Consider the following 23,525-nt stretch of genomic DNA (forward strand, 5'->3'; position numbering starts at 1 on the left):
GATAAGGGGCTTGCATTTTTCGTCGAAAATTTGCGAAATCAAGCAGGAAAAAGCGCTTTCAAAACGAAAGATGTTATGTTGAGAATATCTTTCGTTTGTAACAGGAGGCCACCAATGGATAAACAGCAACGGTTAAAAGATTGGCAAGATAAAACAGATCAATTAATGAATAGATTTCCCGAAAGAAAAGAACGGTTCCATACCTCATCAGATATTGATATAGATAGACTGTATGGTGCTGAGGATGATAATTATCCTATGGATTCACTCGGTCTCCCAGGCGAGTATCCATATACGCGAGGTTCGCAGCCAACGATGTATCGTGCTCGCTTTTGGACTATGAGACAATATGCAGGATTTGGCTCTGCTGAAGAAACGAATAAGAGGTTTCAATATTTATTGAAACAAGGTCAGACAGGATTATCCGTAGCTTTTGATCTGCCAACCCAGATTGGTTACGATTCTGATCATCCAATGGCAAGAGGTGAAGTTGGAAAAGTAGGCGTAGCTATCGATTCGTTGGAGGATATGGAAGCATTATTAAAAGATATTCCGCTCGATAAAGTGAGTACATCTATGACGATTAACGCACCTGCTTCAGTTCTTTTAGCCATGTATATTGCAGTTGCAGAAAATCAGGGAGTATCTTCAGATAAAATTTCAGGTACAATCCAAAATGATATTTTAAAAGAATACATTGCCCGGGGTACTTATATTTTCCCTCCAAAGCCGTCGATGAGGCTGATTACAGATATTTTCGGCTATTGTCAGGCAGAAGTACCAAAATGGAATACGATAAGTATATCTGGATATCACATTCGAGAGGCTGGATCTAATGCAGCACAGGAATTAGCTTTTACAATTGCAAATGGCATTGCTTATGTGGATGCAGCTTTAGAAGCAGGTTTGAATATTGACGATTTTGCACCTCGCTTAGCCTTTTTCTTTAACGCACACAATCAGTTTTTTGAAGAAGCTGCAAAGTTCAGAGCTGCGAGAAGAATGTGGGCAAAGCTTATGAAAGAGGAATATGGCGCAAAGAATCCGAAGTCTTGGCAGCTTCGTTTTCATACACAGACCGGCGGTTCAACGTTAACTGCACAACAGCCAGACAACAATATTGTAAGGGTTACGACTCAAGCATTGTCGGCAGTGCTCGGGGGTACGCAAAGCCTTCACACCAATTCCAGGGATGAAGCATTGGCTCTTCCAACAGAAGAGTCTGCAAGAATTGCGCTTAGAACACAGCAAATACTGGCTCATGAAACAGGGGTTGCAGATACGGTTGATCCACTAGCCGGTTCTTATTACGTAGAGAATTTAACAGACGAACTTGAAAGAAAAGCAAATGAATATATCGATAAAATTAAGCAGATGGGTGGAGCAGTTTCTGCTGTAGAACAGGGCTATATGCAGAGGGAGATTCATCATACTTCCTATGAAACACAAAAAAGAATCGAAAGCGGACAAGAGATTATTGTAGGTATGAACAAATTCACAGTGGATAATGAACCGCAGCCTGAATTATTAAGGGTTGATCCAGCTTTAGGAGAAAAACAGCGGGAAAAGCTGCAGCAATTAAGAGCAAGAAGAGACGAAAACCGAGTGAGCGCTCAGTTGGAATCACTAAGAATGGCTGCTAAAACTGAGGATAATTTAATGCCGATTATTTTGGCATGTGTCAAATCCTATTGTACAGTCGGTGAAATTTGCGGTGTGCTGCGTGAAGAGTTTGGAGAATATACAGGCGTTTAGACATAAAGAGGAGTGGACAGGTATGAAAAAAACGATCCGTGTTTTAATAGCAAAACCAGGACTAGATGGACATGATCGAGGAGCGCTGGTTATTTCACAAGCACTGCGAGATTATGGTATGGAAGTAATCTACACAGGTTTGAGACAAACACCTGAACAAATTGCAGCAGCTGCGATTCAAGAAGACGTGGATGCAATTGGGTTATCTTGTTTGTCAGGAGCTCATAATGAACTTTTTCCTGAAGTTATGCGTCTGCTTCACGAACGAGGTGCTGATGACATTATTGTAGTAGGAGGAGGAGTCATCCCTTGGGAAGACATCCCTTTCTTGGAGGATAAAGGAATAAAAAAGGTTTTCACACCAGGAACACCTACGGTTGAAACGGCAATATTTATTGAAAAAGCCGTATACGAACGAGACGGAATCAATACAGCGAAAAAAGCATTACCACTAGAAAAAATAGATCATATCGGAATTGCTGTTTCATCACTGGATGAGACGCTTCCTTTCTATGTGAATCAGCTAGGTTTATCATTGGAAGCTATAGAAGAAGTTAAGTCACAAAAAGTGAAAGTTGCTTTTATTAAAATTGGCGAAACAAGGTTAGAACTTCTAGAGCCTCTTTCAGAAGAAAGTCCGATTGCTCAATTTATCCAAAAGCGTGGGCAAGGTGTTCATCATATAGCTTTAGGTGTTTCGAATATACAAGATCGCATAGATGAAATGAAGGCGAACGGAATTAAAATGATCAATGAAGCACCAGTAATAGGTGCAGGTGGTGCTTCAGTCGCTTTTATGCATCCTTCCTCTACTCACAAAGTGTTATTTGAGCTATGTGAAAAAATAAAAAAGGAGGAAGTATAATGGACATCTACGAAAAAATTAATGAACTTTATGAAAAGAAGACCGAAATTGAACTAGGCGGCGGAGATGACCGAATCGATAAACAGCATGAGCGTGGAAAACTCACTGCTCGTGAACGAATTGACCTTTTGCTGGATGAAGGATCGTTTGTTGAGCTAAATCCTTTCATTGAGCATCGCTCACATGATTTTGGTTTATCTGGGTTGAAAGCACCTGGAGAAGGTGTTGTTACAGGATACGGGAAAATACATGGACGCCCTGTTTATTTGTTTGCGCAAGATTTTACTGTGTTCGGCGGTGCATTAGGTGAGATGCACGCAAAAAAAATTAGCGCTGTTATGGACTTGGCTGCAAAAAACGGTACTCCTTTTATTGGATTGAACGACTCTGGCGGCGCCAGGATACAAGAAGGGGTCATGTCTTTGGATGGATACGGCCATATCTTTTACAGAAACAGCATATATTCTGGGGTGATTCCGCAAATCTCTGTTATTATGGGACCTTGTGCTGGTGGTGCTGTGTATTCGCCCGCGATAACAGATTTTGTTTTCATGGTGGAGAAAACGAGCCAAATGTTTATTACTGGGCCTAAAGTTATTGAAACGGTTACCGGCGAGAATATATCTTCTGAAGATTTAGGCGGAGCTGAGGTTCATGCTTCGAAAAGCGGCAACGCACATTTTACTTCCTCATCAGAGGCAGATGTGCTAGAAGAGGTTAGAAGATTAATTTCTTACCTTCCGCAGAATAATAAAGAGAAGCCGCCTGTTTTACCATGGGGAGATGAAGAAGATTATCGTCCAGAATTAACAGAAATCATTCCATTTGATTCGACAAGACCTTATGACGTTAGAAATGTGATTAACGAAATCGTTGATAAAGATTCATTCATGGAAGTACACGCACAATTTGCAAGAAATATTGTCGTAGGTTTTGCAAGAATTAAGGGTGAAGTGGTAGGATTAGTATGTAATCAGCCTAAAGTCATGGCTGGTGGACTTGATATTGACTCTTCTGATAAAGCATCCCGTTTTATCAGGCTATGTGATTCCTTTAACATTCCAATTATCACATTTGAAGATGTAACAGGCTTTTTCCCTGGTGTTAAACAAGAGCATGGGGGAATTATTCGACATGGAGCAAAAATTTTATATGCATATTCTGAAGCGACAGTTCCGAAGATTACGATTATACTCCGAAAGGCTTACGGCGGTGCTTATGTAGCATTAAACAGTAAATCGATTGGTGCGGACTTAGTTTTCGCATGGCCGAACGCTGAGATTGCAGTCATGGGACCTCAAGGTGCAGCAAACGTGATTTTCTCACGGGATATTGCAAATAGTGAAGATCCAGAGAAAACAAGAGCTGCGAAAATAGAAGAATATCGTACGAAATTTGCAAATCCATATATTGCAGCTGCAAATGGAATGGTTGATGATGTCATCGATCCAAGAGATACAAGAATCAAGTGTATTCAGGCGTTGGACATGCTGCGCACTAAGCAAGAAGACCGACCTTACAAAAAGCATGGGAATATACCACTATAAAAGCGAGGGAATACATAATGGTAAATGAAGAACGTCTATTAAATGAGTTTTTGGAGCTCGTACAAATTGACTCAGAAACTAGAAATGAAAAAGAAATCTCAATTGTTCTCAAGAAAAAATTTGAAGAGCTTGGGGTAGAAGTGTATGAAGATGATGCTGAATCCAAAACCGAGCATGCAGCAGGAAATTTAATCTGCACACTAAAAGGAAACAAAGAGGGAGTAGATACAATTTATTTTACTTCCCATATGGATACGGTTACACCTGGAAAAGGAATCAAGCCATCTATTAAGGATGGTTATGTTGTAACCGACGGAACAACCATTCTTGGAGCAGATGATAAAGCAGGTCTTGCTGCAATGTTTGAAGCGATCAAAGTGCTAAAAGAACAAAATATTGCTCACGGGGATATCCAGTTTGTCATTACTGTCGGAGAAGAATCCGGATTAGTAGGTGCAAAGGCTATGGATGCATCCAAAATCACTGCAAAATATGGTTTTGCTCTAGATAGTGACGGTCCAGTCGGTGATATAATCGTAGCTGCTCCTACTCAAGCTAAAGTAAGGGCGACACTTTATGGAAAATCGGCACATGCAGGGGTAGCTCCTGAAAAAGGTGTATCTGCGATTACTATAGCTGCAAAAGCAATATCCCGCATGCCCCTAGGCAGAATTGACGAAGAAACAACAGCGAATATCGGCCATTTTCATGGGGGCGGACACGGAGAACAAACGAATATCGTTTGTGACCAAGTATTCGTTCTTGCGGAAGCTCGTTCATTAATTCATGAAAAGATGGAAGCACAAACTGCTAAGATGAAGGAAGCTTACGAAACTGTTGCCGCAGAAATGGGCGGACGTGCGGAAGTTGAAATCGAAGTGATGTATCCAGGGTTTAAGTTTAGTGACGGAGATTATGTTGTTGAAGTAGCAAAAAAAGCTGCAGAAAAGATTGGCCGTCCGCACAAACTGCTTCATAGCGGTGGAGGAAGCGACGCAAATATTATCGCAGGTCATGGGATTCCTACTGTAAATCTTGCAGTGGGGTACGAAGAGATTCATACTACAAACGAAAGAATGCCAATTAAAGAACTTACAAAAACAGCAGAAATTGTCCTAGCTGTAATCGAGGTTGCGGCATCCAAAAAAGAATAGTTTTTACAAAAACTTGACGAAAAACTTTGTCAGGTTTTTGTTTTTTATAGGTAAAGTTGCCTGTTTTTGCTAAAAAAGTTAACAAATTTAGCGTTTAAAGTTGACAGTAACTTCTAACGTTATGTAAGATGTTTTTATCATCTAAATATTGGTAATTCACTAATAAATCTTATTTCAATTGGGGAGGAAATGGGATGAGCCAAGTATCAGACAGACATATGATGGTAAACTATATGCGCGGTGTATATAAAGTTTTAGAAGAAGACTGGCAGAAGTCAGCTAAAGCGCTAGGTTTAACTCAAGCAGAATTGCATATCTTATGGATAGTCTCCTTTGAAGAAGACATTACCATCTCTAAGATTGCGTATTATGGTTTATGGGATGTGTCTACTGTTATGCAAGTCATTAAAAGGTTAAAAGAAAAGGGACTCGTCGAACTCGAGAAAAAGAATGATGATCGGCGCATATCCTACGTATATTTAACAGAAAAGGGCTGGAAAAAGCAAAAGGAATCCGCCGATTTCAATTGTCAAGTATATGGTTTCTTGCAAAAATGGCTTGAGGATGGGGACAGAAGAGAATTTTATCTTGAACTTATTCAACTACATAAGGATTTAAACAAACATTTCCACGGGGAAGATTTTGTGGATTGGGTAGAAGATACCGGTAAAAGATTACATAAGACAAACGTATAATCGGCAGTTGACTCAAAAGTGGTTAATTTCACTTTTGAGTTGTTTTTTTGTTTCGCGATGTTCAAGGAATGATGATTGTTCCAATGTTTATTTCGGAACTTACCGATTTGGTTTTTACAACAATTTATGTTTTGTTTTGAAAGCTCATCCGCTATCATATACTAATAAATATAGAATTATTAAAGGAGTCGTCATGTTACATCAATCCTCTATGCCAAAAAGAAGAATAATATTTCATGTGGATATGAATAGCTTCTATGCATCCGTTGAGATGGCAAAGGACTCAAGCCTGAGAGGAAAACCCTTGGCAGTAGCGGGTAATGTTGAAGAACGGAAAGGCATCATTGTGACATGCAGCTATGAAGCGAGAGAAAAAGGAGTTAAAACGACCATGCCATTATGGCAAGCGAAAAAGCTATGTCCTAATCTTATTGTTGTACCTCCTGATTTTGAGACGTATAAGCTATATTCCTCTCAAATATTTCGTCTTCTACTTGAGTATACAGAATGGGTTGAACCTGTTTCTATTGATGAAGGTTATATGGATGTTACAGAATGTCAAAATCAACTACAATTAGCAAACGAAATTCAGCAGCGATTGCTCCATGAACTAAATATGCCATGTTCGATTGGTATTGCACCGAATAAATTTTTGGCAAAAATGGCTTCAGATATGAAAAAACCTCTCGGCATTACCGTATTAAGAAAACGGGACATCCCTCATAAACTTTGGCCGTTAAAAGTCGGAGAGCTCCACGGAATCGGTAAAAAGACGGAAGAAAAATTGAATAAGTATGAAATCATCACTGTAAAAGACCTCGCACATGCTGTTGATTATGAAATGAAACAGCGCTTTGGGATCAACGGCTTAAAAATGAAAGAAAGAGCTAATGGCATCGATTCCCGGCCTGTAGATCCATCATCAGTAAGTGATCATCGATCGATTGGAAGTTCAACGACCTTAAGTGAAGATATTGAGACAGTGAGTGAGGCAGAACCAGTATTCAGAAGGTTGTCAGAAAAAGTAACCAAGCGGCTTGAATCGAAAGGGTGCCTCGCCTTAACCGTAGCGATTACAATCAGATATAGCGACAGGAAAACGATCACGAGAAGCAAAATGCTTGGAAATCCTTCGCGTAATCAGGAAGAAATTTTTAAAGTCGCCATGAAGTTATTTAGGCAGAATTGGTCAAAAGCAGCAGTACGTTTGCTTGGAATTACAGCGACAGAAGTGATTGAGAAAGAAAATGCTACTGTTCAGCTTGATTTATTCTCAGTTGCAAAAAATGAAAAAGAAGCGCTTCTGTATGATGTATTATCTACTATCGAAAAGAAGCATGGTGAAGGAATCATTAAACGTGGAAAAAATAGCAAGGGCTGTGAATGAATGACTCTTAAAAATAACAAGGTAAGAGCGGTAGTCTTTATTGCTGTTTTTATTATGCTCTTTTTTCTTTTTTCTGTACTTTATAAACAGTCTTCTGTAAGACAGATGGATGTTTGGGTAATGAAAAATATTGTTGGCCTACACAATTCAGGTCTGAATTCCGTATTTATTGCTTTGTCAAATTTTGCATCCCGTCCTTATCAATATGCTGTTTATATCTTTTTTTCTGTTATTTGGATATTTGCTGAAAAAAAGTGGAGAGAACCCCTTGTGTTAGGGATTTGCATTATGGGTATCAGATATGGGAATCATTGGCTGAAGAACTTTTATGATCGGGATCGCCCTGCTTTTCATCCTGTCATCGAAATAAGCGGTTATAGTTTTCCAAGTGGACACGCGATGATCTCCATCGCATTCTTCTCTATGCTTTCATTTTTGCTCGTTCAAAACTACTCCTTTATGAAGCGCAGAAAAAAATTGATATACGGATTGACAGGTTTGTTTGTTTTTTTAGTTGGTTTCAGCCGTGTGTATCTAGGCGTCCACTATCCGACAGATGTTCTAGGAGGTTTTTTTGCAGGAGGTACCTGGTTATTAGTATGTATACTGTTGTATGAATTGCTGCAAAAAATAAAATTTGGTTCAAATAAACATTAAAAGCTGGCTTTTAGCACCTTTTATACGGTGCTTGAGCCAGCTTTCGTTATATTACCAACCTCGTTCATATTGTTTTGGACTTTGTATGTCTTCCCCTAATTCTTCAGCAGCTGTTCTTGGCCAATACGGATCTCTCAAGAACTCCCGCGCAATAAAGATCAAATCTGCTCTTTGGTTTTGAAGAATTTCTTCGGCTTGACGTCCAGAAGTGATTAACCCGACAGCAGCAGTCGCGATGTCTGCTTTATTTTTGATCAAGTCACTAAAAGGGACTTGGTAACCGGGATAAGTCTTGATTTTCGCAGGAACAACAGCACCTGAACTGCAGTCAATGAGATCAACGCCATCTTCTTTCATCCAGGAAGCGTAGGTCACATAATCTTCAGGCGTGTTTCCTTCTGGATGATAATCATTGGCTGAGATTCTTACAAACAAGGGACCGTCCCATTCCAGCCTTATAGAAGCAATGATTTCTTGTAAAAAACGATATCTCTTTTGCTGATTTCCTCCATATGAGTCGGTTCTTCTATTTGAAAGTGGAGAGAGGAATTCGTTAATTAAGTACCCGTGGGCTCCATGGATTTCAATAATATCAAAACCAGCTTCTTTTGCTCTCTTGGCAGCTGCTCGGAATTGATTGACGGTTTCTGTTATTTGCTCTAATGTCATTTCTTCAGGTGTTTTCATATTATCAGAAAATGCGATAGCAGAAGGGGCTATGATCGGCCCGTCAATCACCGCTTTACGGCCAGCATGCGCAATTTGAATAGCCGCCTTGGCACCGTTATCTTTAATGGATTTAACAAGCTCTGATAAGCCCTCTATGTGGCTGTCATCCCAGATCCCTAAATCTTCAGGGCTTATTCTTCCTTGAGGACTGACAGCTGCAGCTTCAGTCATGATTAAGCCTGTTTGACCTACTGCTCTTGATGTATAGTGCGCCAAGTGCCAAGGTGTCACTTGGCCATCTTGTTCATAGCAAGAATACATGCACATCGGAGACATCACAATACGATTCTTTAACGTTACGTCACGAATTGTAAGTGGTTGAAATAGTAAAGATTGAATAATTAACAACTCCTTTTTATTTAAGGCTTTTTTCTAAAAGATTGTTGCTTTTGGTCCTTTTTGTAAAGAGCCTTCATTGACAAGTTGAATGGAGTGCAAGGTGCGAGACTCCTCGAAAATGAAAATCACAATTTCTTCGTGCGGTGTAACACTGTCGAAGCTTTCCTTGTCTTACGGGATTAGCGTGCCAGCTACCTGAGTATTCTTCTCGTAAGGCATGTGACGATGAAGCTCGCTTCGAAGTTGTTTTACTTGCAGACGCAGGAGCAGCACCTCATATATCTTCCGCCAGGGAGGCTCACCGCACGCCCCGCGGAAAACGAGTAACCTGGAGCGGAAGGGCAACAATGGTTACGAATACAGCCTTATTTAAAGGGCACTATGCAAGCTAGGTTTATTGTAAATCTTTCACCTTCATTTTAAAAAACATCTGCTCGTATTATTTTGGTGGATTGCCGTGCAGCACACTTCTCGCGATAAGCGGGTAATCAGTTATGATAGCCTGCGCACCCCATTTGAAAAAGTAATGCATCCATTTTTTCTGGTTAACTGTGTATGGTCTTACCGGAATATTATTTCTTTTAAAGCCCTCCATAATGTAAGGCTGAAGAGATTTATAGTGTGGATGTGCACTCTGCGAACATACAACCCTCACATATTCCCATGGTTCATAGATCCCAGCTGAATAAAGGGGAGCCGTTTCAATATAAGGGTTTAACTTTCTGATTTTTAATAAACTATAATGATTAAAGGAAGAAATCACTGTCCGCTTTTCCATTCCATAATAGCGTAGAAGTTCCAATGTTTTTTCTTCAAGCCCTTTGTATTCGATCTCGTTATTTTTTAATTCAACATTTAAAAGTAAGGGGAGTGGGGCAATCCATTGTAAAAACATTTCGAGCGATGGGATATGTTCATTGCTGAATGATTTTGAAAACCAGCTCCCCGCGTCTATTTCTAATAGTTCTTCATATGTAAAATCAGCTACTTTTCCGTTCTTATTTGTTGTTCTGTCTATTTTCTCATCATGAATAATAACAGGAATACCATCTTTTGATAGCTGTACATCCAATTCAATGCCGTCAGCCCCATCTTCATACGCTTTCTTAAATGCAGCCATCGTATTTTCTGGACAATCCTTGTTAGATCCTCTATGAGCAAAAATATAGGTCATGTTTTGAGCTCCTTCCTGTTATTTTTAATTTATTATGGATAGTATAGGTGAAAATATATGTGATGTGAAACAAAAGAAACCCCTCCTGAAAATACGAAGGAGGGGTGTGTTTACTTTCGGCGTCTGCGCCGTAATTTTTTTCCGTCTTTTTTATGTTCTTCAACATTGGCTCCTTTTTCCGTAAGCCAGCGAATGAATACTAATTCTTTTTCTGTTAGAGACCGTTTCGTGAATTTTTCAAACTGAATGCGCAATTCAAGGTATCTTTGGGAAATTTCCGTTTCAGTCACAACTATCCCTCCCTAAATCTAGCTCTTCTTTAAATGATAAAATTCAGAAATGGGGTTGTCAATTTTTTCTAATCGTCAATTTTTGCAGAATTACAAAGAGAAATTGCACAAAATAAACAAAAGGAGTGGTTCTATTTGAAGATTTCAATCAAATTATTTTCAATTTTGTTAGCTGTTTTTCTAATGTTTTCCATTGCAGCACCAATTGGTCATGCTGCCTATCCTGGTATGCAAGAACCGGCATATGCAAAATGGGGAAGACTTGCTGTTTTTGAAACAGGAAAACGTTATCCTGACTATCAGATTGTAGACTATTTATATATGGGTCGAAATTTGGCACAAAACGGAGATAATGTCGAACGATTTAAGTTATGGCTTAGAAAAGGTTCAGCAGAAAAAGGAGTCGTGATCACTATTACTTTAACACCGCAGCGGACATTTAAAAGTATTACATTCCAAGAAACAGCTCGATGAAAAATTACATGCTTCCTAGCTCTTCTGATCTTTTTACTGCTTTTTTAATACATGCTAAGAAAGCGTCCTGAACTTGGTATTGATCGAGTGTGCCAATCCCTGCTTCAGTTGTTCCGCCAGGGCTTGTTACTTTTTTCCGGAGCTCTATCGGCGATACAGCCGTTGATTTTAGCATTAGTGATGCACCTAGCAATGTTTGTGAGATCAAGTTTCTCGCTTCTTCCTCGGACAAACTCAGTTCTTCAGCCGCTTTTTGCATCGCTTCGGCAATATAATAGACGTAAGCTGGACCGCTTCCGGAAAGTCCTGTAACAATATGAAGTTTTTCTTCAGCGACATGTGTGACAGTACCGATTGTCTCAAACAGTTCAAACGCTTTTTTCACATGTTGATCGGTTGCGAACTTTCCGTTGGATAGGGCTGTTGCTGAATAGCCGATTGCTGCAGAAGTATTCGGCATTGCCCGTATCACTGGATTTTCTTTTTTTGTCCATTCAGTGATATTTGAAGTAGAGATTCCTGCCATCACAGAAATAATTAGTTGTTCTTTTTGAATAAAAGGCTGCAGGCTTTTAATTGCTTCACGAGCATCTTTAGGTTTTACAGCTAGAATGATGATATCAGCATCATTGATCGTATCTTTAATATTTACCGACAAAGAGACACCGTATTTTAATCGAAGATCTTGAAGCCGTTCCTTGTTGGAGCGGTTTTTGATCGTGAGGTGCTGAGCCAGCCACTTGTTTGTTTTCAGCATTCCTTCCATAACTGCTTCAGCCATTGCACCTGCACCAATAAACGCTATTTTTTCTTTGTTCACGACAGATCCCTCCTCAAATTTGAGTATAAAAAAACTCCCAGTCCTTGTATTAAAGGACGGATGGGAGTGATCCGTGGTACCACCTTCATTGGCAAAAGTGCTGCCCGCTCGAAGTGTCTTTATCACAGAACTGCGCCGGATTTCTCCGAATGCTCCAGGGGCAGGTTCAGCAATTCCTGACCGGTGAAACCTTGCAGCCTCTGGGTCTCACTCTCTTTAACGGAGGATAAATGCTTACTAATCCCTTTCAATGCAATTATATTCTCGAACAATTGGCAATTTTCATTTTATATTTTAAAAGACATTATGCTATGATTTCTATATGTATGTCAATAAGTTATTTTAATTTGGAGGAAAAGATGACAAAAGCTGATACTATTATCCCAATAACTCTCCCTACTCCTTTTGATGTAGGTCCTGTCAATTGTTTTCTCCTTAAAGGCGATGCCGCAACGCTCATAGACTGCGGTCCAAAAACACAAGAGGCGAGGGAAACTCTTCTTGCTTCCTTAAAAGAGCACGGTTTGAAATTTAAAGATCTGAATCAATATATTTGTACCCATTATCATCCAGATCATGCTGGATTATCAAAAGAAATTCAAGATGCTGGTGTACAGACTATCATGCTGAAGGAAGCTGTTCCGTATGTAAGTGGAGACAGTGAATTTTTAGAGTGGACAGACTCCTTTTATACGAAGCTTTACAGCCATTTTGGTGTACCTGATGCATTGGGCAGAATGGAATTAGTGAAATTAAGAAAATTGCGATCGTTCATGAGCACTTTTACACCAGATTTAACAGCGCTTCCTGATGATCCAGTACCTGGCCATGAAGGTTTTATCTTTCTAAAAACACCTGGTCATGCTCCTGACCATTTATCGCTTTATCATAAAGAACAAGGGATTTTTATCGGAGGAGATGTACTATTACCCCATATTTCTTCCAACGCTCTCTTAGAACCTCCTCCACTTCGCGAGACGGAGAGGCCTAAAACATTGCTTCAATATCGTGAAACATTAAAAAATCTGTTAACATTAAATCTAAGAACGGTTTTTCCAGGTCACGGAGAGCCTTTTTCAAATGCCAATGATTTGATTCGAAAGCGACTTCATGATCAAAATGAACGGGCAAAAACAATCGAAAACTTGTTAGGTCAAGATTCATTAACCGTTTTTGATCTTTGTGTGCGTCTTTTTCCTAAATTATTTGAAAGACAGCTTGGGCTTGTCGTTTCAGAAATAGCCGGGCATCTGGATTTGCTTTTGGAGGAAGGCCGGATTATGAAGGATGAAAATCAAGGTTTATTTTATTTCAGCCAGACAGGAGCAATACGATGAGTTCACTTGAAAATAAAATTGTTGCGATTACAGGTGCGTCAGGTGGATTAGGCGCACACTTAGCTATGGATGTTGCTAAAAGAAAAGGTCTTCCGGTTCTGCTTGCGAGAAGGGAAGAACAGCTGAAAATTGTTCAAGAAACGATTTTTCAGGCGACAGGGATTAAGGCACCCTATTATACGCTGGATGTTTCAAATCAAGAAAACGTTCGAGATGTCTTTCAGAATGTTTTTACAGATCTTCAAGAGGTACATATTCTAGTAAATAACGCTGGATTTGGTGTGTTCGAGGAATTTGCTGAGTCTGATTGGCAGACTGTAGAGAGTATGTTTTCAACGAACGTGCTTGGATTGATGGCTTGTACACAGGCTGTTCTTCCATACATGCTTCAAAAAGGCTTCGGCCAGATTATTAATATCGCTTCTCAAGCAGGCAAAATTTCAACGCCAAAATCAAGTGTATATGCTGCCACAAAGCATGCAGTTCTTGGTTTTTCGAACGGTCTTAGACTAGAAGTAGCACATAAAGGAGTTGCTGTTACCACGGTGAATCCGGGTCCGATCGCAACAGATTTTTTCACGCTGGCTGATAAGTCAGGGAACTATGTTAAAAATATTCAAAAGCTAATGCTAAAGCCTTCCTATGTTTCTAAAAAAATCGTTGAATCAATGGAGCGTCCTGTTCGTGAGTTGAACCTGCCGTGGTGGATGAATGCAGGAAGCACCCTTTACCAATTGATGCCAAGAGTAGTAGAGGCGTTAGGCGGAAAATCATTTCGGCAAAAATAAATAAACCATAATTTTATTATGTAAACAAAATCATGCAGGTTTTTCTTTTTCAAAAAGAAGATCCTGCTTATTTGTTTGTAAAATACTCATATACCACGTCTTGAACGATGGCATATACTGCTTCTTCCTGATTTTCTTCCTTAATCTGTTTCATAATCTTCGTCTTTAATTGGCACCATTCCTCTTCGTTTAAAATGCAATCTTCTTCTTCCCATAAATAATCCTTCAATGTTCGTAAAATCATCTTTCTTAATAAAATATCCTCCATACTATCACCTGTCTTTCCTTTTACATCCTAGACTTTTGAACTAAAAACGTCAATGTGCGAAAAATGCTGAAAAAATTACCATTGTTATAAGAACATACATTCGGTTAAAATGGGTATACATATAAAGAACAGATGTTCGCAAAAAGGAGGTTGTGCCAAATGAACTATGATGAATACCCAAAACGGACGATTATGTGCATGGACATGAAAAGTTTCTATGCCAGCTGTGCTGCTGTCCGTCTAGGCTTAAATCCGCTCACTTGTTATTTGGCGGTTGTAGGGGACACTGAGAGGCAAGGCAGCGTCGTTCTTGCAGCTTCTCCTCAGCTAAAAGCAGATTTCGGTATCCGGACTGGAAACCGTTTGTTTGAAATTCCTAAAAACAAAAATATTGTTGTAGTGAACGCTCAGATGGCGTTCTTTCTGGAGCGGTCGATGGAAATTACGAAGCTTCTGCATCGCTATGTGCCTCCTGAATCCATTCACACATATAGTGTGGATGAGAGTTTTCTTCAGGCAGATGGCACAGAAAGACTATGGGGAAGTGCTGCGAATTTAGCTCAAAAAATACGCAGAGATATTTGGAGGGAGTTTGGGTTGCCTTGTGCGATCGGAATAGGACCGAATATGCTGCTTTCTAAACTATGCTTGGATTTAGAGGCTAAAAAAAAGGGTGTAGCGGAATGGACATATGAGGATGTGAGAAACAAACTTTGGCCGCTTTCTCCGCTTAGTCAGATGTGGGGAATCGGATCACGGGTTGAGCGTACTTTAAACAGAATGGGGATTGTGACAGTCGGCGACTTGGCGCATTATCCGCTCGAGCTTTTAGAAAAAAAATTCGGCATTATGGGAAACCAGCTTTACTATCATGCTTGGGGAATAGATTTATCCGAAATAGGGGCTCCCATTTTGCAAGGGCAGATCAGTTATGGAAAAAGTCAGATTTTACTGCGGGACTATACAGATATTACAGAAATTAAGCACGTTATGCTGGAAATGTGCGAGGAGGTAGCAAGACGCGCCAGAAGAGCAGAAAAGGCAGGGCGGACGATCAGCCTGGGGGTAGGATACAGCAAGGATGAAGGAGGCGGCGGTTTTCATCGTTCTAAGACGATTGATCAGCCGTCAAATATTACAATGGAACTTTACCAAGTTTGCCTGGATTTGTTTCAAACTTTTTACCAAGGACAGACGGTACGGAAGATTTCCATCGCTCTGTCGAATGTTTGTGAGGATGCAGAAACCCAATTGACCCTTTTTTCTTTAGATCATCCTCAAAAGCGGAAAATAGGTTATGTAATGGATTCCATCCGGCAAAAACACGGTTCCAATGCTCTCTTGCGTGCAGTTTCTTATACGAAGGGCGGAACTGCCCTGCACAGAAGCCGTCTTCTAGGCGGACATAAGGCATAAGGAGGGAGCACGATGATTCGCGACAGAGGAACAATTAAATGGACGGCAATGATGCTGCCTGAACATGTGAAGATGCTGAGAGAGCATCAAAATGGCTTGAGTTATGGAAAGAAGCCGGTTCTCGATGAACAAAAATATGAGGAATTTAATGAAACAATCTGTATGGCGATGGAGGATAGCAGTCCGCTGAAGTTTACATTTTATCAAAAAGGGGAAATCAAACAGCTCGCGGGTCATGTTCACTATGTAGATGAATTGAAAAAGCAGCTGCGCATTATGGATGAAAGAGCTGAGGTTAAGCTTTTAAACATGGCAGATATTATTGATATTGATATTGATATCAGTCATCCATAAAGAGGCTGTTTTCGCGGCGGAATGAAAGTAGCCTGAAATGGAAATCAACTACTTCTAAGAATAACAAAGGTTACGAAAACAGCCTCATAACCCAAAAGATAATCATTTAGTCGTTTGGGTCATTTTTATGTCGAAAATCGAGTAATTGTGAGTAACGTGGAATTATCGAAAATAACGTGGATAAATTACGCATTACCGTGGAATTAATTAAAAACGAGAGCTTCAAAAGAGTAAAAATAACAAGAATTTTAGGATAGGGCGAACTGTCTAACAGTCCTGTACTGTATTTTCTATAAAATCGGAAGCAAAAGTGGAAAAAGAGGCTATAAAATAATAAAAAAAACGACTCGAAAAGTGAATTTTTCCTTTAGAGTCGCTTCTTTTTGCAAACAATCAGCCGAAAATTTCAGTTAAATAGATCATAATCAAGAGTCCTGCAATAAAGGATATAGTAGCTGAACGCGCATGACCGTCACCGTGGCTTTCAGGAATAAGTTCTTTATACACAATAAAAAGCATAGCGCCAGCGGCAAAAGATAATCCGTATGGAACAAGGTTTTCAACATAAGAAGTCAGCAAGAAGCCTAGCATGGCGGTAATGATTTCAACTGCCCCTGTTAATGTAGCAATCACGAAAGCTTTAAATCTATTCATTTTTTGATGAATTAAGAAGAGGGCTACGAGCAGTCCTTCAGGTGCGTTCTGAAGACCTATCGCAAATGCGATCAACCCGCCAAGGCCAGTATTGTTACTTGCATAGCTGACACCGACTGAAAGACCTTCTGGCAAGTTATGCAGCGTGATTGCAGCAATTATTAAGGCAGCTTTTGAATCAATCCCTTTAAAAATTCTGGAATGATCCAAGTCTACATGCGGAACAAATTTTTCTAAAAGCATTAAAGTTAAAGTACCCAACGAAATTCCGATCGTAAGTACATAGAGATTTGATAATTTCAAGGCTTGGGGTATTAAGCTGAACGTTGATGCAGCAACCATAATACCTGCTGTGAGAGCAAGTAATATATCACGAAACCGATGAGTAACATGTGACCAGAAAAGAACGGGCACAGCACCGAGACCGGTTGCTAATGCAGATAAAACACTTCCGATTAATGCAGCTTCCATTTGATAGGACACACCCTTAGTTTTGTAACCATTTTTTGTAAATATAATCATTTGGCTCTTTAAGTATACATTCTTTTCGATTTTAATAGAAGTAAGCGCGTTTTAAGAGCGTTTAAAAGGATTTTAAGAAGGTGATATTTTGAAGCTTTTAATAATTGATCCCGGTCATGGAGGAGGTGACCCGGGTGCGGTTTATAAAGACAACTATGAAAAAAAATACAACCTTGAACTAGCTAAGAAGATTGAGGCATATTTAAAGAACAACTACGAAGTAACAGTACAGCTAACGAGAAATTCAGATGCAGACGTTTCGTTAGATGTACGAACAGATTATGCAAACAAAGAGAAAGCCGATTTCTATTTGTCCATCCACCAAAACAGCGGCGGCGGAGAAGGTTTCGAAAGTTATGTATATAATGGTGTCTGCTCCGAAACAAAAGCAATCCAAAACGCAATACATGCAGAAACAGCCAAAGTTATGCAAAAATATAAGGTTAGAAACAGAGGGGAAAAGCAGGCAAATTTTCATGTGCTGCGCGAAACAAAAATGCCTGCTGTTTTATTGGAAGTAGTGTTTATCGATAATGAACAGAATATGGCTCTATTAAAAAGATCGGATTTTCAAGATGAGGCAGCAAAAGCAATAGCCGTTGGGACAGCAAAAGCATTATCACTAACAGAGGTTTCAAAGGTTCTATATGCAGTAATCGTGGGGGCATTTGAAGAGAAAAAGAATGCAGAGGACAGAGTTTCAATCTTGGCAGAGAAAAAGATATCTGCTTTTATAGATAAGGTGAAAATCGGAAGCAAAACGTATTACAGAGTGCAAACAGGTGCTTATGGAAGACGGAAAAATGCAGAAGACCAAGTACTGAGAATCAGGTCGTCAGGAATAAAAGATGCTTATGTGATGGTGAAGGGTGAAGAGGCTCAAAATCCCGTACCCGAACCGCCAAAGCCAGACCCGAAACCTGAACGAATACCCGAACCGCCAAAAGGATTAACGATAAGAGGACAATCATTGCTCACTGCAGATGAAATGGAGAGATTCGTTAGAAAAGTAAATCCGAATGCTCCTACATTGGCAGATTATTATATTGAAATCGGACAAGTATACGGAATTAGAGCAGATACAGCTTATGCGCAGGCTGTTCATGAGACAGGCTACTTTCGTTTTCAAGGCAGTGTAAAGGCTTCTCAAAACAATTTTGCGGGAATCGGAGCAACTGGCAAGGGTGAATCAGCCGTATTTAAATCGCCAAAAGAAGGAGTTCTTGCACATATCCAGCATTTATTTGCATACTCTTCACTTGAACCGGCCCCTGCACAATTTCGAATAGTCGATCCTAGGTTTCAATTGATTCAAAGGGGAAGTGCCGCAGCATGGAATCAATTAAACGGGACATGGGCCGTACCTGGTACAAACTATAGCATGATGATATTGGATATTTATCGGAAAATGCTAGCAGATACAAAAGTACCGCTTGAACAAAGAATTGAAGTCATTAAAAATCGAATAAAAGAAATTTAAGAAGCCGGAAGATACCGGCTTTTTTAACTAATAAGGAAAAAATAGTAAAAAATGAAACCGCATATTATAATTGAGCGGGTGTATATTTTTTTGCAGAATGAAATTATAAACTAGCTATTAAAACTCTTGAAAAGTCCTGATGATAACAACTTTTCTTCAAGTTGAATCGAAGGTGGATCACAAATGATTTCAACTGGGTCATCCGGGTAGATGGATAGGGCTATAATGCCTAGAAAACTTTTTCCATCAGCTGTACGGTCACCTTTTTTTAGATAAACGGACTCTTTGAAACTTCCTGTAACTGCAACTAGTTTTGCAGCAGATTTTGCATAAATAGGCTCTGTTGCTTTAACAATCACAATATATACCTCCTTTGCCATTCACATTATGTATGGATATGTGCAGAAGAAGGAAAAATGCATACTAAATAGATTTTTCATGGAGGTATTATGAAAATCAGTAAAAAATGGCTGTTTATTATTTTATGTACAACAATAATACTTTTATTAATTTTTTGGCTGCAAAGAAACTATAAACAATTCAGTCCGAGTGATTTTAGAGATTGGATTATGACATGGGGACTGCTGGCACCGATTTTATTTATTGTACTTTATACGCTTAGACCGTTTGTACTGTTTCCGTCATCCATATTTGCAATAACGAGCGGGCTTTCTTTTGGGTTTTATTGGGGATGTCTATATACATATCTCGGTTCTCTTGGAGGAGGTTTAATCACATACTTTGCTATTAATCGGTTAGGGCGCTTTAAGAAAAGCAAACAATGGAAGAATGAACGATATGAGAAAATACGCAGTAAAATTGAAAATGAAGGGTTTAGGTACGTATTGCTGCTGAGACTGCTTCCAGTACTTAATTATGATCTCGTAAGTTATTTAACTTCAATCACAAATATAAAATTTAAAGATTATGCGGCTGCTACGGCGATTGGAATCATCCCTGGAACGCTTGCCTACACGTATCTCGGAACATCAATGACAGCTGGGAGCAAGGAAGTGGTGTGGATCGGAACAACCTTGCTCTTTATTCTAGTGGGAATACCAATGCTGTTTAAGAGGAAGATGAAGGCGAAAATCGGCTTATAACTATTAATAAACCATTTTATTCGTCATTTTATCCATAGCTGATTCAGCATCTGCACCTTCAATGATATATAGGAAGGAATCGCCTTCTTTTAAAGTCAGAAAAAATGATACAAGCTGAGAAAGTCCTGTTGCATGAACTGTCATGCCGTTCTTGCTTAAAAATAGCTGACTGTTAAAATCTTTTATAAACTGCATGATTTCAAGAGCTTTATTTACAGTGAATTTTGCGCTGACTTTGACTTTTTTTGAACATATTTGTTTCATGGTTGATAGCCTCCTGAAATGAATGAATTTCAGATATATTTCCCATGGAAAACTAAATCGAAACCAGGTCTATTGTACTAATATTTAATAGGGAAGAGGAAAATGGAAGGAATTAAAGAGTGAATTAATAAAAAAACGTATGAAAAAGAGGATGACTCACTAGAGCCATCCTCTTATTTGCTGCAAATTATTTATTTTCTCGTTTTGCTTGGCGTCTAAAAAATAATTCATAAAGTACTGGGACGATAATCAATGTTAAAAGAGTGGATGTGGTAAGTCCTCCAATAACAACGATTGCCAATCCTTTAGAAATCAGTGTACCTGATGACGTTGTTAGAGCAAGCGGGATCAAAGCAGCAATTGTAGCAAATGCTGTCATTAAAATCGGACGCAATCGAGTCTTGCCTGCTTCTAGCAACGCATCACGAACTGACATACCTTTTAATTCGCGATTTTGTCCAATACGGTCGACTAATACAATCGCATTCGTTGTAACGATTCCGATCAGCATCAATACTCCGATCATAGCACTTACAGAAAGCGGCTCGCCAATGACGTAAAGTCCACCGATAGCACCTACAGGAACAAAGAGTAATGAAGATAAAATGATAAATGGAATACGGGCACGTCCGAACGTTATAAGCATCGTTAAATATACGAGCCCGATCGCTACAAGCATTGCAAGGCCTAAATCATAAAAAGTGTCCATTGTATCTTCGCTTCCGCCACCGCCTTCGAGGGAAACACCAGCAGGAAGATCAACTTTATCATTTACACCTTTAATAACGTCACTCGTTACTTTTTGAACGTTATCACCTTTTACTTGTGCGGAAACTTGAGCATAAACTTTTCCGTCCAGCTTTTGAATGCCTGTAAATGTTTCTTTTTCACTTACATCAGCCACTTCAGAAAGCTTTATCGGCCCTTTACTGCTAAAAATGGTTAAATTTTTAATTTCATCCAGGGATTGAACGGATTTATCATACTCCAGTTTGACGCTCTTTTCTTTTCCATCGAGTCTAAGTTCCCCGACATCAACAGGCTTTGTAGCATCAGAGACAGCGCCGAGTATCGCATAGCCTGAAACTCCTAACTCGCCAGCTTTTTTCGTATCAATGGAGACAGCCCATTGTTTTTGTTTATCTTTAAAGTTATTTGATACATATTTGATAGAATCGAGACCTTTCATATACGTCTCAACTTTGCCTGCCGCTTTATCAAGAGCATTTAAATCATTGGAATACAGATCAATGTTCACTTCATTGTTAGAAGGGGGACCGCCGCTCGAAAGCTCTTGCAGGCTGATGACTGTACCTTTTGCTTTAGCATTTGTAATCTCTTTGATGCCGGATTCTAGTTCTTTTATTTCTTTTTCAACATTGGTGCCTTTTTTGAGATTAATAAAGTAATTAGCTACGTTTTGTCTTTTCAGGCCGGTTTGGAAATCACGTGAGCCTATTCCAGCTGTAACGTCTTTTATAGTATCGCGATCGGCAAGGAGATCCTCTACCTCTAATGCGATTTCGTTTGTCTTCGTTATGTTTGTGCTTGCTGGTAATTCGATATTCACTGTTAATGTTTTTTGTTCTTCATTCGGAAGGAAGACCATTCCTAGTTTTGATGCAAGGAAGAAGGAGCCTCCAAGCAGAACAAATGATGTAAACAGAACGATGAATTTATGATTAAGAGAAGACTTAATCATTTTTTCGTAACCGCGTTGAAGTGGTCCGTCGTTATTTTCCGGTTTAACCTTTTTAAAGGCATACTTGGCGAGTATAGGCACGATTGTGACAGCAACAAGTAAAGAAGCGAGTAGTGCAAAAACGACTGTTAAGGCAAACGGGAGGAAAAATTCACCCGTTACCCCGCCAACAAGTCCCAGCGGTAAAAATACAACAACAGTAGTGATGGTAGAGGACACGATTGCTTTTAAAATTTCCTTAGTTGAATCAATTATTAATTCATCCTGGTTATAAACACCGTCTGATTTTCTGATCCGTCTAAAGATGTTTTCAATAACAACAATACTATCATCTACAACACGGCCCACAGCTACAGCCATTCCGCCGAGAGTCATAATGTTCAGCGTAATATCTAATTGATCTAAGAAAATCGCTGAAACTAGCAATGATAAAGGGATGGATATAATCGCAATAATGGTAGCACGGAAGTTCCGTAAAAAGATAAGGACAGCTAGTGAGGCGAACAATGCACCAAACAAGCCTTCTTTAACGAGCGTATTTACGGAATCTTTTATACCCTCTGCCTGACCGAACCCTATTGCGTAATTTAACTTATCATCATATTTGCTTTTGTTTAACGTTTGGATCACTTTTTCGGCTACTTCAACCGTATTGGCATCTTGTTTTTTAGTTACTGCCATTGATAGTGAAGCTTTTTGATTGAAACGGGTAATTTCATTTACATCTTCTGATTCTTTAATCGTGGCAATATCACCGAGTTTAATTCCATTCGCAGGAGCCGCTTGCTGTTGAACGGGAGCTCCAGATTTGCCCGGTGAACCAGGTCCAGAAGAAGATGACCCTGACTTTGAACTCGAGGGAGCCTGGCTGCTGTTTGTTAAAGAAATTTCTTTTAATTCAGAAACGGTTTCGACTGCTTCTTCAACACGCACCGGTACAGTTATTGTGTCATCAGTTACTGTTCCTGCAGGAAAAGAAAGATCCTTGCCATTAATTGCTTCTTTAATCGTATTTAGGGAAATGCCAGCTTGCTGGGCCTTTTCGCGATCAATTTGAATAGACACAAATGATTCTTTAACCCCGCCGACGGATACATTGTTCACACCTTGAATTTTCTTTAGTTCAGGAACGAGTTCTTTGCCTACAAAGGATTGGATGTCTTCTCCGTCTTTTTCCGGAAAAAGCGAAATGTTATAAATGGGTATCGTTCCGAAAGAAAAGCGGCTAATCTCGGGCTCTGTGTTCTCTGGTAATTCTGTATCTTGAATAATGGAATTTACTTGATCTTCTACATCATCCATGTTTGCTGAAAAAGGAAATTCGAGGCTGATTACCGAAACACTTTCAAGAGAAGTGCTTTTTACAGATTTTACACCTTCAACTTGTTTTAACTCTTTTTCAAGTTTGTCGGTGATTTGGTTATTAACATCTTCAGGTGATGCCCCAGGATAAACTGTCTGAATGGTTAATTGGGGAAACTCGACATTAGGCAATAAATCCACCTTTAAGTTTGTAAAAGAATAAACTCCTCCAACTACTAACAAAAATGAAAAGATGAAAATAGCAACAGGATTTTTCAGGCTGAATTTTGTTAACCAGTTCATGGTTGCCTCCTATCCAAATTTCATATGTGTATTTTCACATATGTATAACTATAATATAATAATAGTATCAGTTTTATAGCAAGACATTTGACTCATTTAATTGTGAAAAATATGTTACAATTCAAACAGACTATGAATAGAAGAGA

Annotated in this window: 23 protein-coding genes; 14 read left to right on the top strand and 9 right to left on the bottom strand. The window is 39.4% G+C overall.

Annotation, left to right across the window (positions count from 1 at the left end; genetic code table 11):
• Window positions 1-114: 114 nt before the first annotated feature.
• The 7 genes from RGB74_RS08130 (at window position 115) to RGB74_RS08160 (ending at window position 8,060) form a co-directional block, all read left to right on the top strand.
• Complete coding sequence (locus RGB74_RS08130) at window positions 115-1,755, top strand: acyl-CoA mutase large subunit family protein (RefSeq protein ID WP_310762478.1); 1,641 nt, start codon at window positions 115-117, stop codon at window positions 1,753-1,755.
• 22 nt (window positions 1,756-1,777) lie between these two features.
• On the top strand, window positions 1,778-2,620 hold the full coding sequence (mce, locus tag RGB74_RS08135; protein WP_310762479.1) for a methylmalonyl-CoA epimerase: 843 nt from the start codon (window positions 1,778-1,780) through the stop codon (window positions 2,618-2,620).
• Entirely contained in the window at window positions 2,620-4,167 is a 1,548-nt protein-coding gene (locus RGB74_RS08140) for an acyl-CoA carboxylase subunit beta (protein WP_310762480.1), read from the top strand. The genes mce and RGB74_RS08140 overlap by 1 nt, the downstream gene beginning before the upstream one ends.
• A gap of 17 nt (window positions 4,168-4,184) precedes the next feature.
• Entirely contained in the window at window positions 4,185-5,321 is a 1,137-nt protein-coding gene (locus RGB74_RS08145; RefSeq protein WP_310762481.1) for a M20/M25/M40 family metallo-hydrolase, read from the top strand.
• 194 nt (window positions 5,322-5,515) lie between these two features.
• Entirely contained in the window at window positions 5,516-6,016 is a 501-nt protein-coding gene (locus RGB74_RS08150) for a MarR family transcriptional regulator (RefSeq protein ID WP_310762482.1), read from the top strand.
• A gap of 193 nt (window positions 6,017-6,209) precedes the next feature.
• Entirely contained in the window at window positions 6,210-7,403 is a 1,194-nt protein-coding gene (locus RGB74_RS08155) for a DNA polymerase IV (RefSeq protein WP_310762483.1), read from the top strand.
• On the top strand, window positions 7,404-8,060 hold the full coding sequence (locus tag RGB74_RS08160; protein WP_310762484.1) for a phosphatase PAP2 family protein: 657 nt from the start codon (window positions 7,404-7,406) through the stop codon (window positions 8,058-8,060).
• 51 nt (window positions 8,061-8,111) lie between these two features.
• On the opposite strand, the gene namA is transcribed toward RGB74_RS08160, so the two are convergent.
• From namA to RGB74_RS08175, 3 genes are all read right to left on the bottom strand, one after another.
• Window positions 8,112-9,128 carry an NADPH dehydrogenase NamA gene (gene namA, locus RGB74_RS08165; RefSeq protein WP_310762822.1) on the bottom strand — a complete coding sequence of 339 codons (1,017 nt, stop codon included), beginning with the start codon at window positions 9,126-9,128 and terminating at the stop codon, window positions 8,112-8,114.
• Window positions 9,129-9,567: 439 nt separating this feature from the next.
• Complete coding sequence (locus RGB74_RS08170) at window positions 9,568-10,302, bottom strand: glycerophosphodiester phosphodiesterase (protein ID WP_310762485.1); 735 nt, start codon at window positions 10,300-10,302, stop codon at window positions 9,568-9,570.
• 110 nt (window positions 10,303-10,412) lie between these two features.
• The gene (locus RGB74_RS08175; RefSeq protein ID WP_310762486.1) at window positions 10,413-10,592 is read right to left on the bottom strand and encodes a hypothetical protein; all 180 of its coding nucleotides are present in this window, start codon (window positions 10,590-10,592) and stop codon (window positions 10,413-10,415) included.
• A 135-nt stretch (window positions 10,593-10,727) separates the two neighbouring features.
• Between RGB74_RS08175 and RGB74_RS08180 the strand changes: the two genes are divergently transcribed.
• The gene (locus RGB74_RS08180) at window positions 10,728-11,066 is read left to right on the top strand and encodes a DUF3889 domain-containing protein (RefSeq protein WP_310762487.1); all 339 of its coding nucleotides are present in this window, start codon (window positions 10,728-10,730) and stop codon (window positions 11,064-11,066) included.
• A 4-nt stretch (window positions 11,067-11,070) separates the two neighbouring features.
• On the opposite strand, the gene proC is transcribed toward RGB74_RS08180, so the two are convergent.
• Window positions 11,071-11,847 (bottom strand): pyrroline-5-carboxylate reductase, encoded by a 777-nt coding sequence (gene proC, locus RGB74_RS08185; protein WP_396136057.1) that lies wholly within the window; start codon window positions 11,845-11,847, stop codon window positions 11,071-11,073.
• 398 nt (window positions 11,848-12,245) lie between these two features.
• On the opposite strand from proC, the gene RGB74_RS08190 reads away from it, so the two are divergent.
• On the top strand, window positions 12,246-13,223 hold the full coding sequence (locus tag RGB74_RS08190; RefSeq protein WP_310762489.1) for an MBL fold metallo-hydrolase: 978 nt from the start codon (window positions 12,246-12,248) through the stop codon (window positions 13,221-13,223).
• Window positions 13,220-14,011 carry an SDR family NAD(P)-dependent oxidoreductase gene (locus tag RGB74_RS08195; protein ID WP_310762490.1) on the top strand — a complete coding sequence of 264 codons (792 nt, stop codon included), beginning with the start codon at window positions 13,220-13,222 and terminating at the stop codon, window positions 14,009-14,011. The genes RGB74_RS08190 and RGB74_RS08195 overlap by 4 nt, the downstream gene beginning before the upstream one ends.
• Before the next feature lie 67 nt (window positions 14,012-14,078).
• Here the strand turns inward: RGB74_RS08195 and RGB74_RS08200 are convergent, their stop codons facing one another.
• Window positions 14,079-14,279, bottom strand: coding sequence for a YqzH family protein (locus RGB74_RS08200; RefSeq protein ID WP_310762491.1), 201 nt, complete (start codon window positions 14,277-14,279; stop codon window positions 14,079-14,081).
• Between the two features lie 159 nt (window positions 14,280-14,438).
• Between RGB74_RS08200 and RGB74_RS08205 the strand changes: the two genes are divergently transcribed.
• The gene (locus RGB74_RS08205) at window positions 14,439-15,695 is read left to right on the top strand and encodes a Y-family DNA polymerase (RefSeq protein WP_310762492.1); all 1,257 of its coding nucleotides are present in this window, start codon (window positions 14,439-14,441) and stop codon (window positions 15,693-15,695) included.
• A 12-nt stretch (window positions 15,696-15,707) separates the two neighbouring features.
• On the top strand, window positions 15,708-16,049 hold the full coding sequence (locus RGB74_RS08210; protein ID WP_310762493.1) for a YolD-like family protein: 342 nt from the start codon (window positions 15,708-15,710) through the stop codon (window positions 16,047-16,049).
• Between the two features lie 393 nt (window positions 16,050-16,442).
• Here RGB74_RS08210 and RGB74_RS08215 read toward each other — a convergent pair whose 3' ends face one another.
• Window positions 16,443-17,174: a ZIP family metal transporter gene (locus tag RGB74_RS08215; protein WP_310762494.1), complete on the bottom strand. Its 732-nt coding sequence runs from the start codon at window positions 17,172-17,174 to the stop codon at window positions 16,443-16,445.
• Window positions 17,175-17,313: 139 nt separating this feature from the next.
• Here RGB74_RS08215 and RGB74_RS08220 point away from each other — a divergent pair, with 139 nt between their 5' ends.
• Window positions 17,314-18,705: an N-acetylmuramoyl-L-alanine amidase gene (locus RGB74_RS08220; RefSeq protein WP_310762495.1), complete on the top strand. Its 1,392-nt coding sequence runs from the start codon at window positions 17,314-17,316 to the stop codon at window positions 18,703-18,705.
• A 110-nt stretch (window positions 18,706-18,815) separates the two neighbouring features.
• Here RGB74_RS08220 and RGB74_RS08225 read toward each other — a convergent pair whose 3' ends face one another.
• A complete protein-coding gene (locus RGB74_RS08225) occupies window positions 18,816-19,064 on the bottom strand; it encodes an HPr family phosphocarrier protein (RefSeq protein ID WP_310762496.1) in 249 nt (82 codons plus the stop codon).
• 90 nt (window positions 19,065-19,154) lie between these two features.
• Between RGB74_RS08225 and RGB74_RS08230 the strand changes: the two genes are divergently transcribed.
• Window positions 19,155-19,808 (top strand): TVP38/TMEM64 family protein, encoded by a 654-nt coding sequence (locus RGB74_RS08230; RefSeq protein ID WP_310762497.1) that lies wholly within the window; start codon window positions 19,155-19,157, stop codon window positions 19,806-19,808.
• Window positions 19,809-19,811: 3 nt separating this feature from the next.
• Here RGB74_RS08230 and RGB74_RS08235 read toward each other — a convergent pair whose 3' ends face one another.
• Entirely contained in the window at window positions 19,812-20,072 is a 261-nt protein-coding gene (locus RGB74_RS08235; RefSeq protein WP_310762498.1) for an HPr family phosphocarrier protein, read from the bottom strand.
• Window positions 20,073-20,259: 187 nt separating this feature from the next.
• A complete protein-coding gene (locus RGB74_RS08240; RefSeq protein WP_310762499.1) occupies window positions 20,260-23,379 on the bottom strand; it encodes an efflux RND transporter permease subunit in 3,120 nt (1,039 codons plus the stop codon).
• Between the last annotated feature and the right edge of the window lie 146 nt (window positions 23,380-23,525).

This window comes from Bacillus sp. NEB1478 (assembly GCF_031582965.1).
Taxonomy (GTDB): Bacteria; Bacillota; Bacilli; order Bacillales; family Fictibacillaceae; genus Fictibacillus.

Coding starts and splice junctions, on each gene's coding strand:
- RGB74_RS08130 (WP_310762478.1), top strand. CDS start 115: ATGGATAAACAGCAACGGTTAAAAGATTGGCAAGATAAAACAGATCAA.
- mce (WP_310762479.1), top strand. CDS start 1,778: ATGAAAAAAACGATCCGTGTTTTAATAGCAAAACCAGGACTAGATGGA.
- RGB74_RS08140 (WP_310762480.1), top strand. CDS start 2,620: ATGGACATCTACGAAAAAATTAATGAACTTTATGAAAAGAAGACCGAA.
- RGB74_RS08145 (WP_310762481.1), top strand. CDS start 4,185: ATGGTAAATGAAGAACGTCTATTAAATGAGTTTTTGGAGCTCGTACAA.
- RGB74_RS08150 (WP_310762482.1), top strand. CDS start 5,516: ATGAGCCAAGTATCAGACAGACATATGATGGTAAACTATATGCGCGGT.
- RGB74_RS08155 (WP_310762483.1), top strand. CDS start 6,210: ATGTTACATCAATCCTCTATGCCAAAAAGAAGAATAATATTTCATGTG.
- RGB74_RS08160 (WP_310762484.1), top strand. CDS start 7,404: ATGACTCTTAAAAATAACAAGGTAAGAGCGGTAGTCTTTATTGCTGTT.
- RGB74_RS08170 (WP_310762485.1), bottom strand. CDS start 10,302: ATGACCTATATTTTTGCTCATAGAGGATCTAACAAGGATTGTCCAGAA.
- proC (WP_396136057.1), bottom strand. CDS start 11,847: ATGGCTGAAGCAGTTATGGAAGGAATGCTGAAAACAAACAAGTGGCTG.
- RGB74_RS08190 (WP_310762489.1), top strand. CDS start 12,246: ATGACAAAAGCTGATACTATTATCCCAATAACTCTCCCTACTCCTTTT.
- RGB74_RS08195 (WP_310762490.1), top strand. CDS start 13,220: ATGAGTTCACTTGAAAATAAAATTGTTGCGATTACAGGTGCGTCAGGT.
- RGB74_RS08200 (WP_310762491.1), bottom strand. CDS start 14,279: ATGGAGGATATTTTATTAAGAAAGATGATTTTACGAACATTGAAGGAT.
- RGB74_RS08205 (WP_310762492.1), top strand. CDS start 14,439: ATGAACTATGATGAATACCCAAAACGGACGATTATGTGCATGGACATG.
- RGB74_RS08210 (WP_310762493.1), top strand. CDS start 15,708: ATGATTCGCGACAGAGGAACAATTAAATGGACGGCAATGATGCTGCCT.
- RGB74_RS08215 (WP_310762494.1), bottom strand. CDS start 17,174: ATGGAAGCTGCATTAATCGGAAGTGTTTTATCTGCATTAGCAACCGGT.
- RGB74_RS08230 (WP_310762497.1), top strand. CDS start 19,155: ATGAAAATCAGTAAAAAATGGCTGTTTATTATTTTATGTACAACAATA.
- RGB74_RS08235 (WP_310762498.1), bottom strand. CDS start 20,072: ATGAAACAAATATGTTCAAAAAAAGTCAAAGTCAGCGCAAAATTCACT.
- RGB74_RS08240 (WP_310762499.1), bottom strand. CDS start 23,379: ATGAACTGGTTAACAAAATTCAGCCTGAAAAATCCTGTTGCTATTTTC.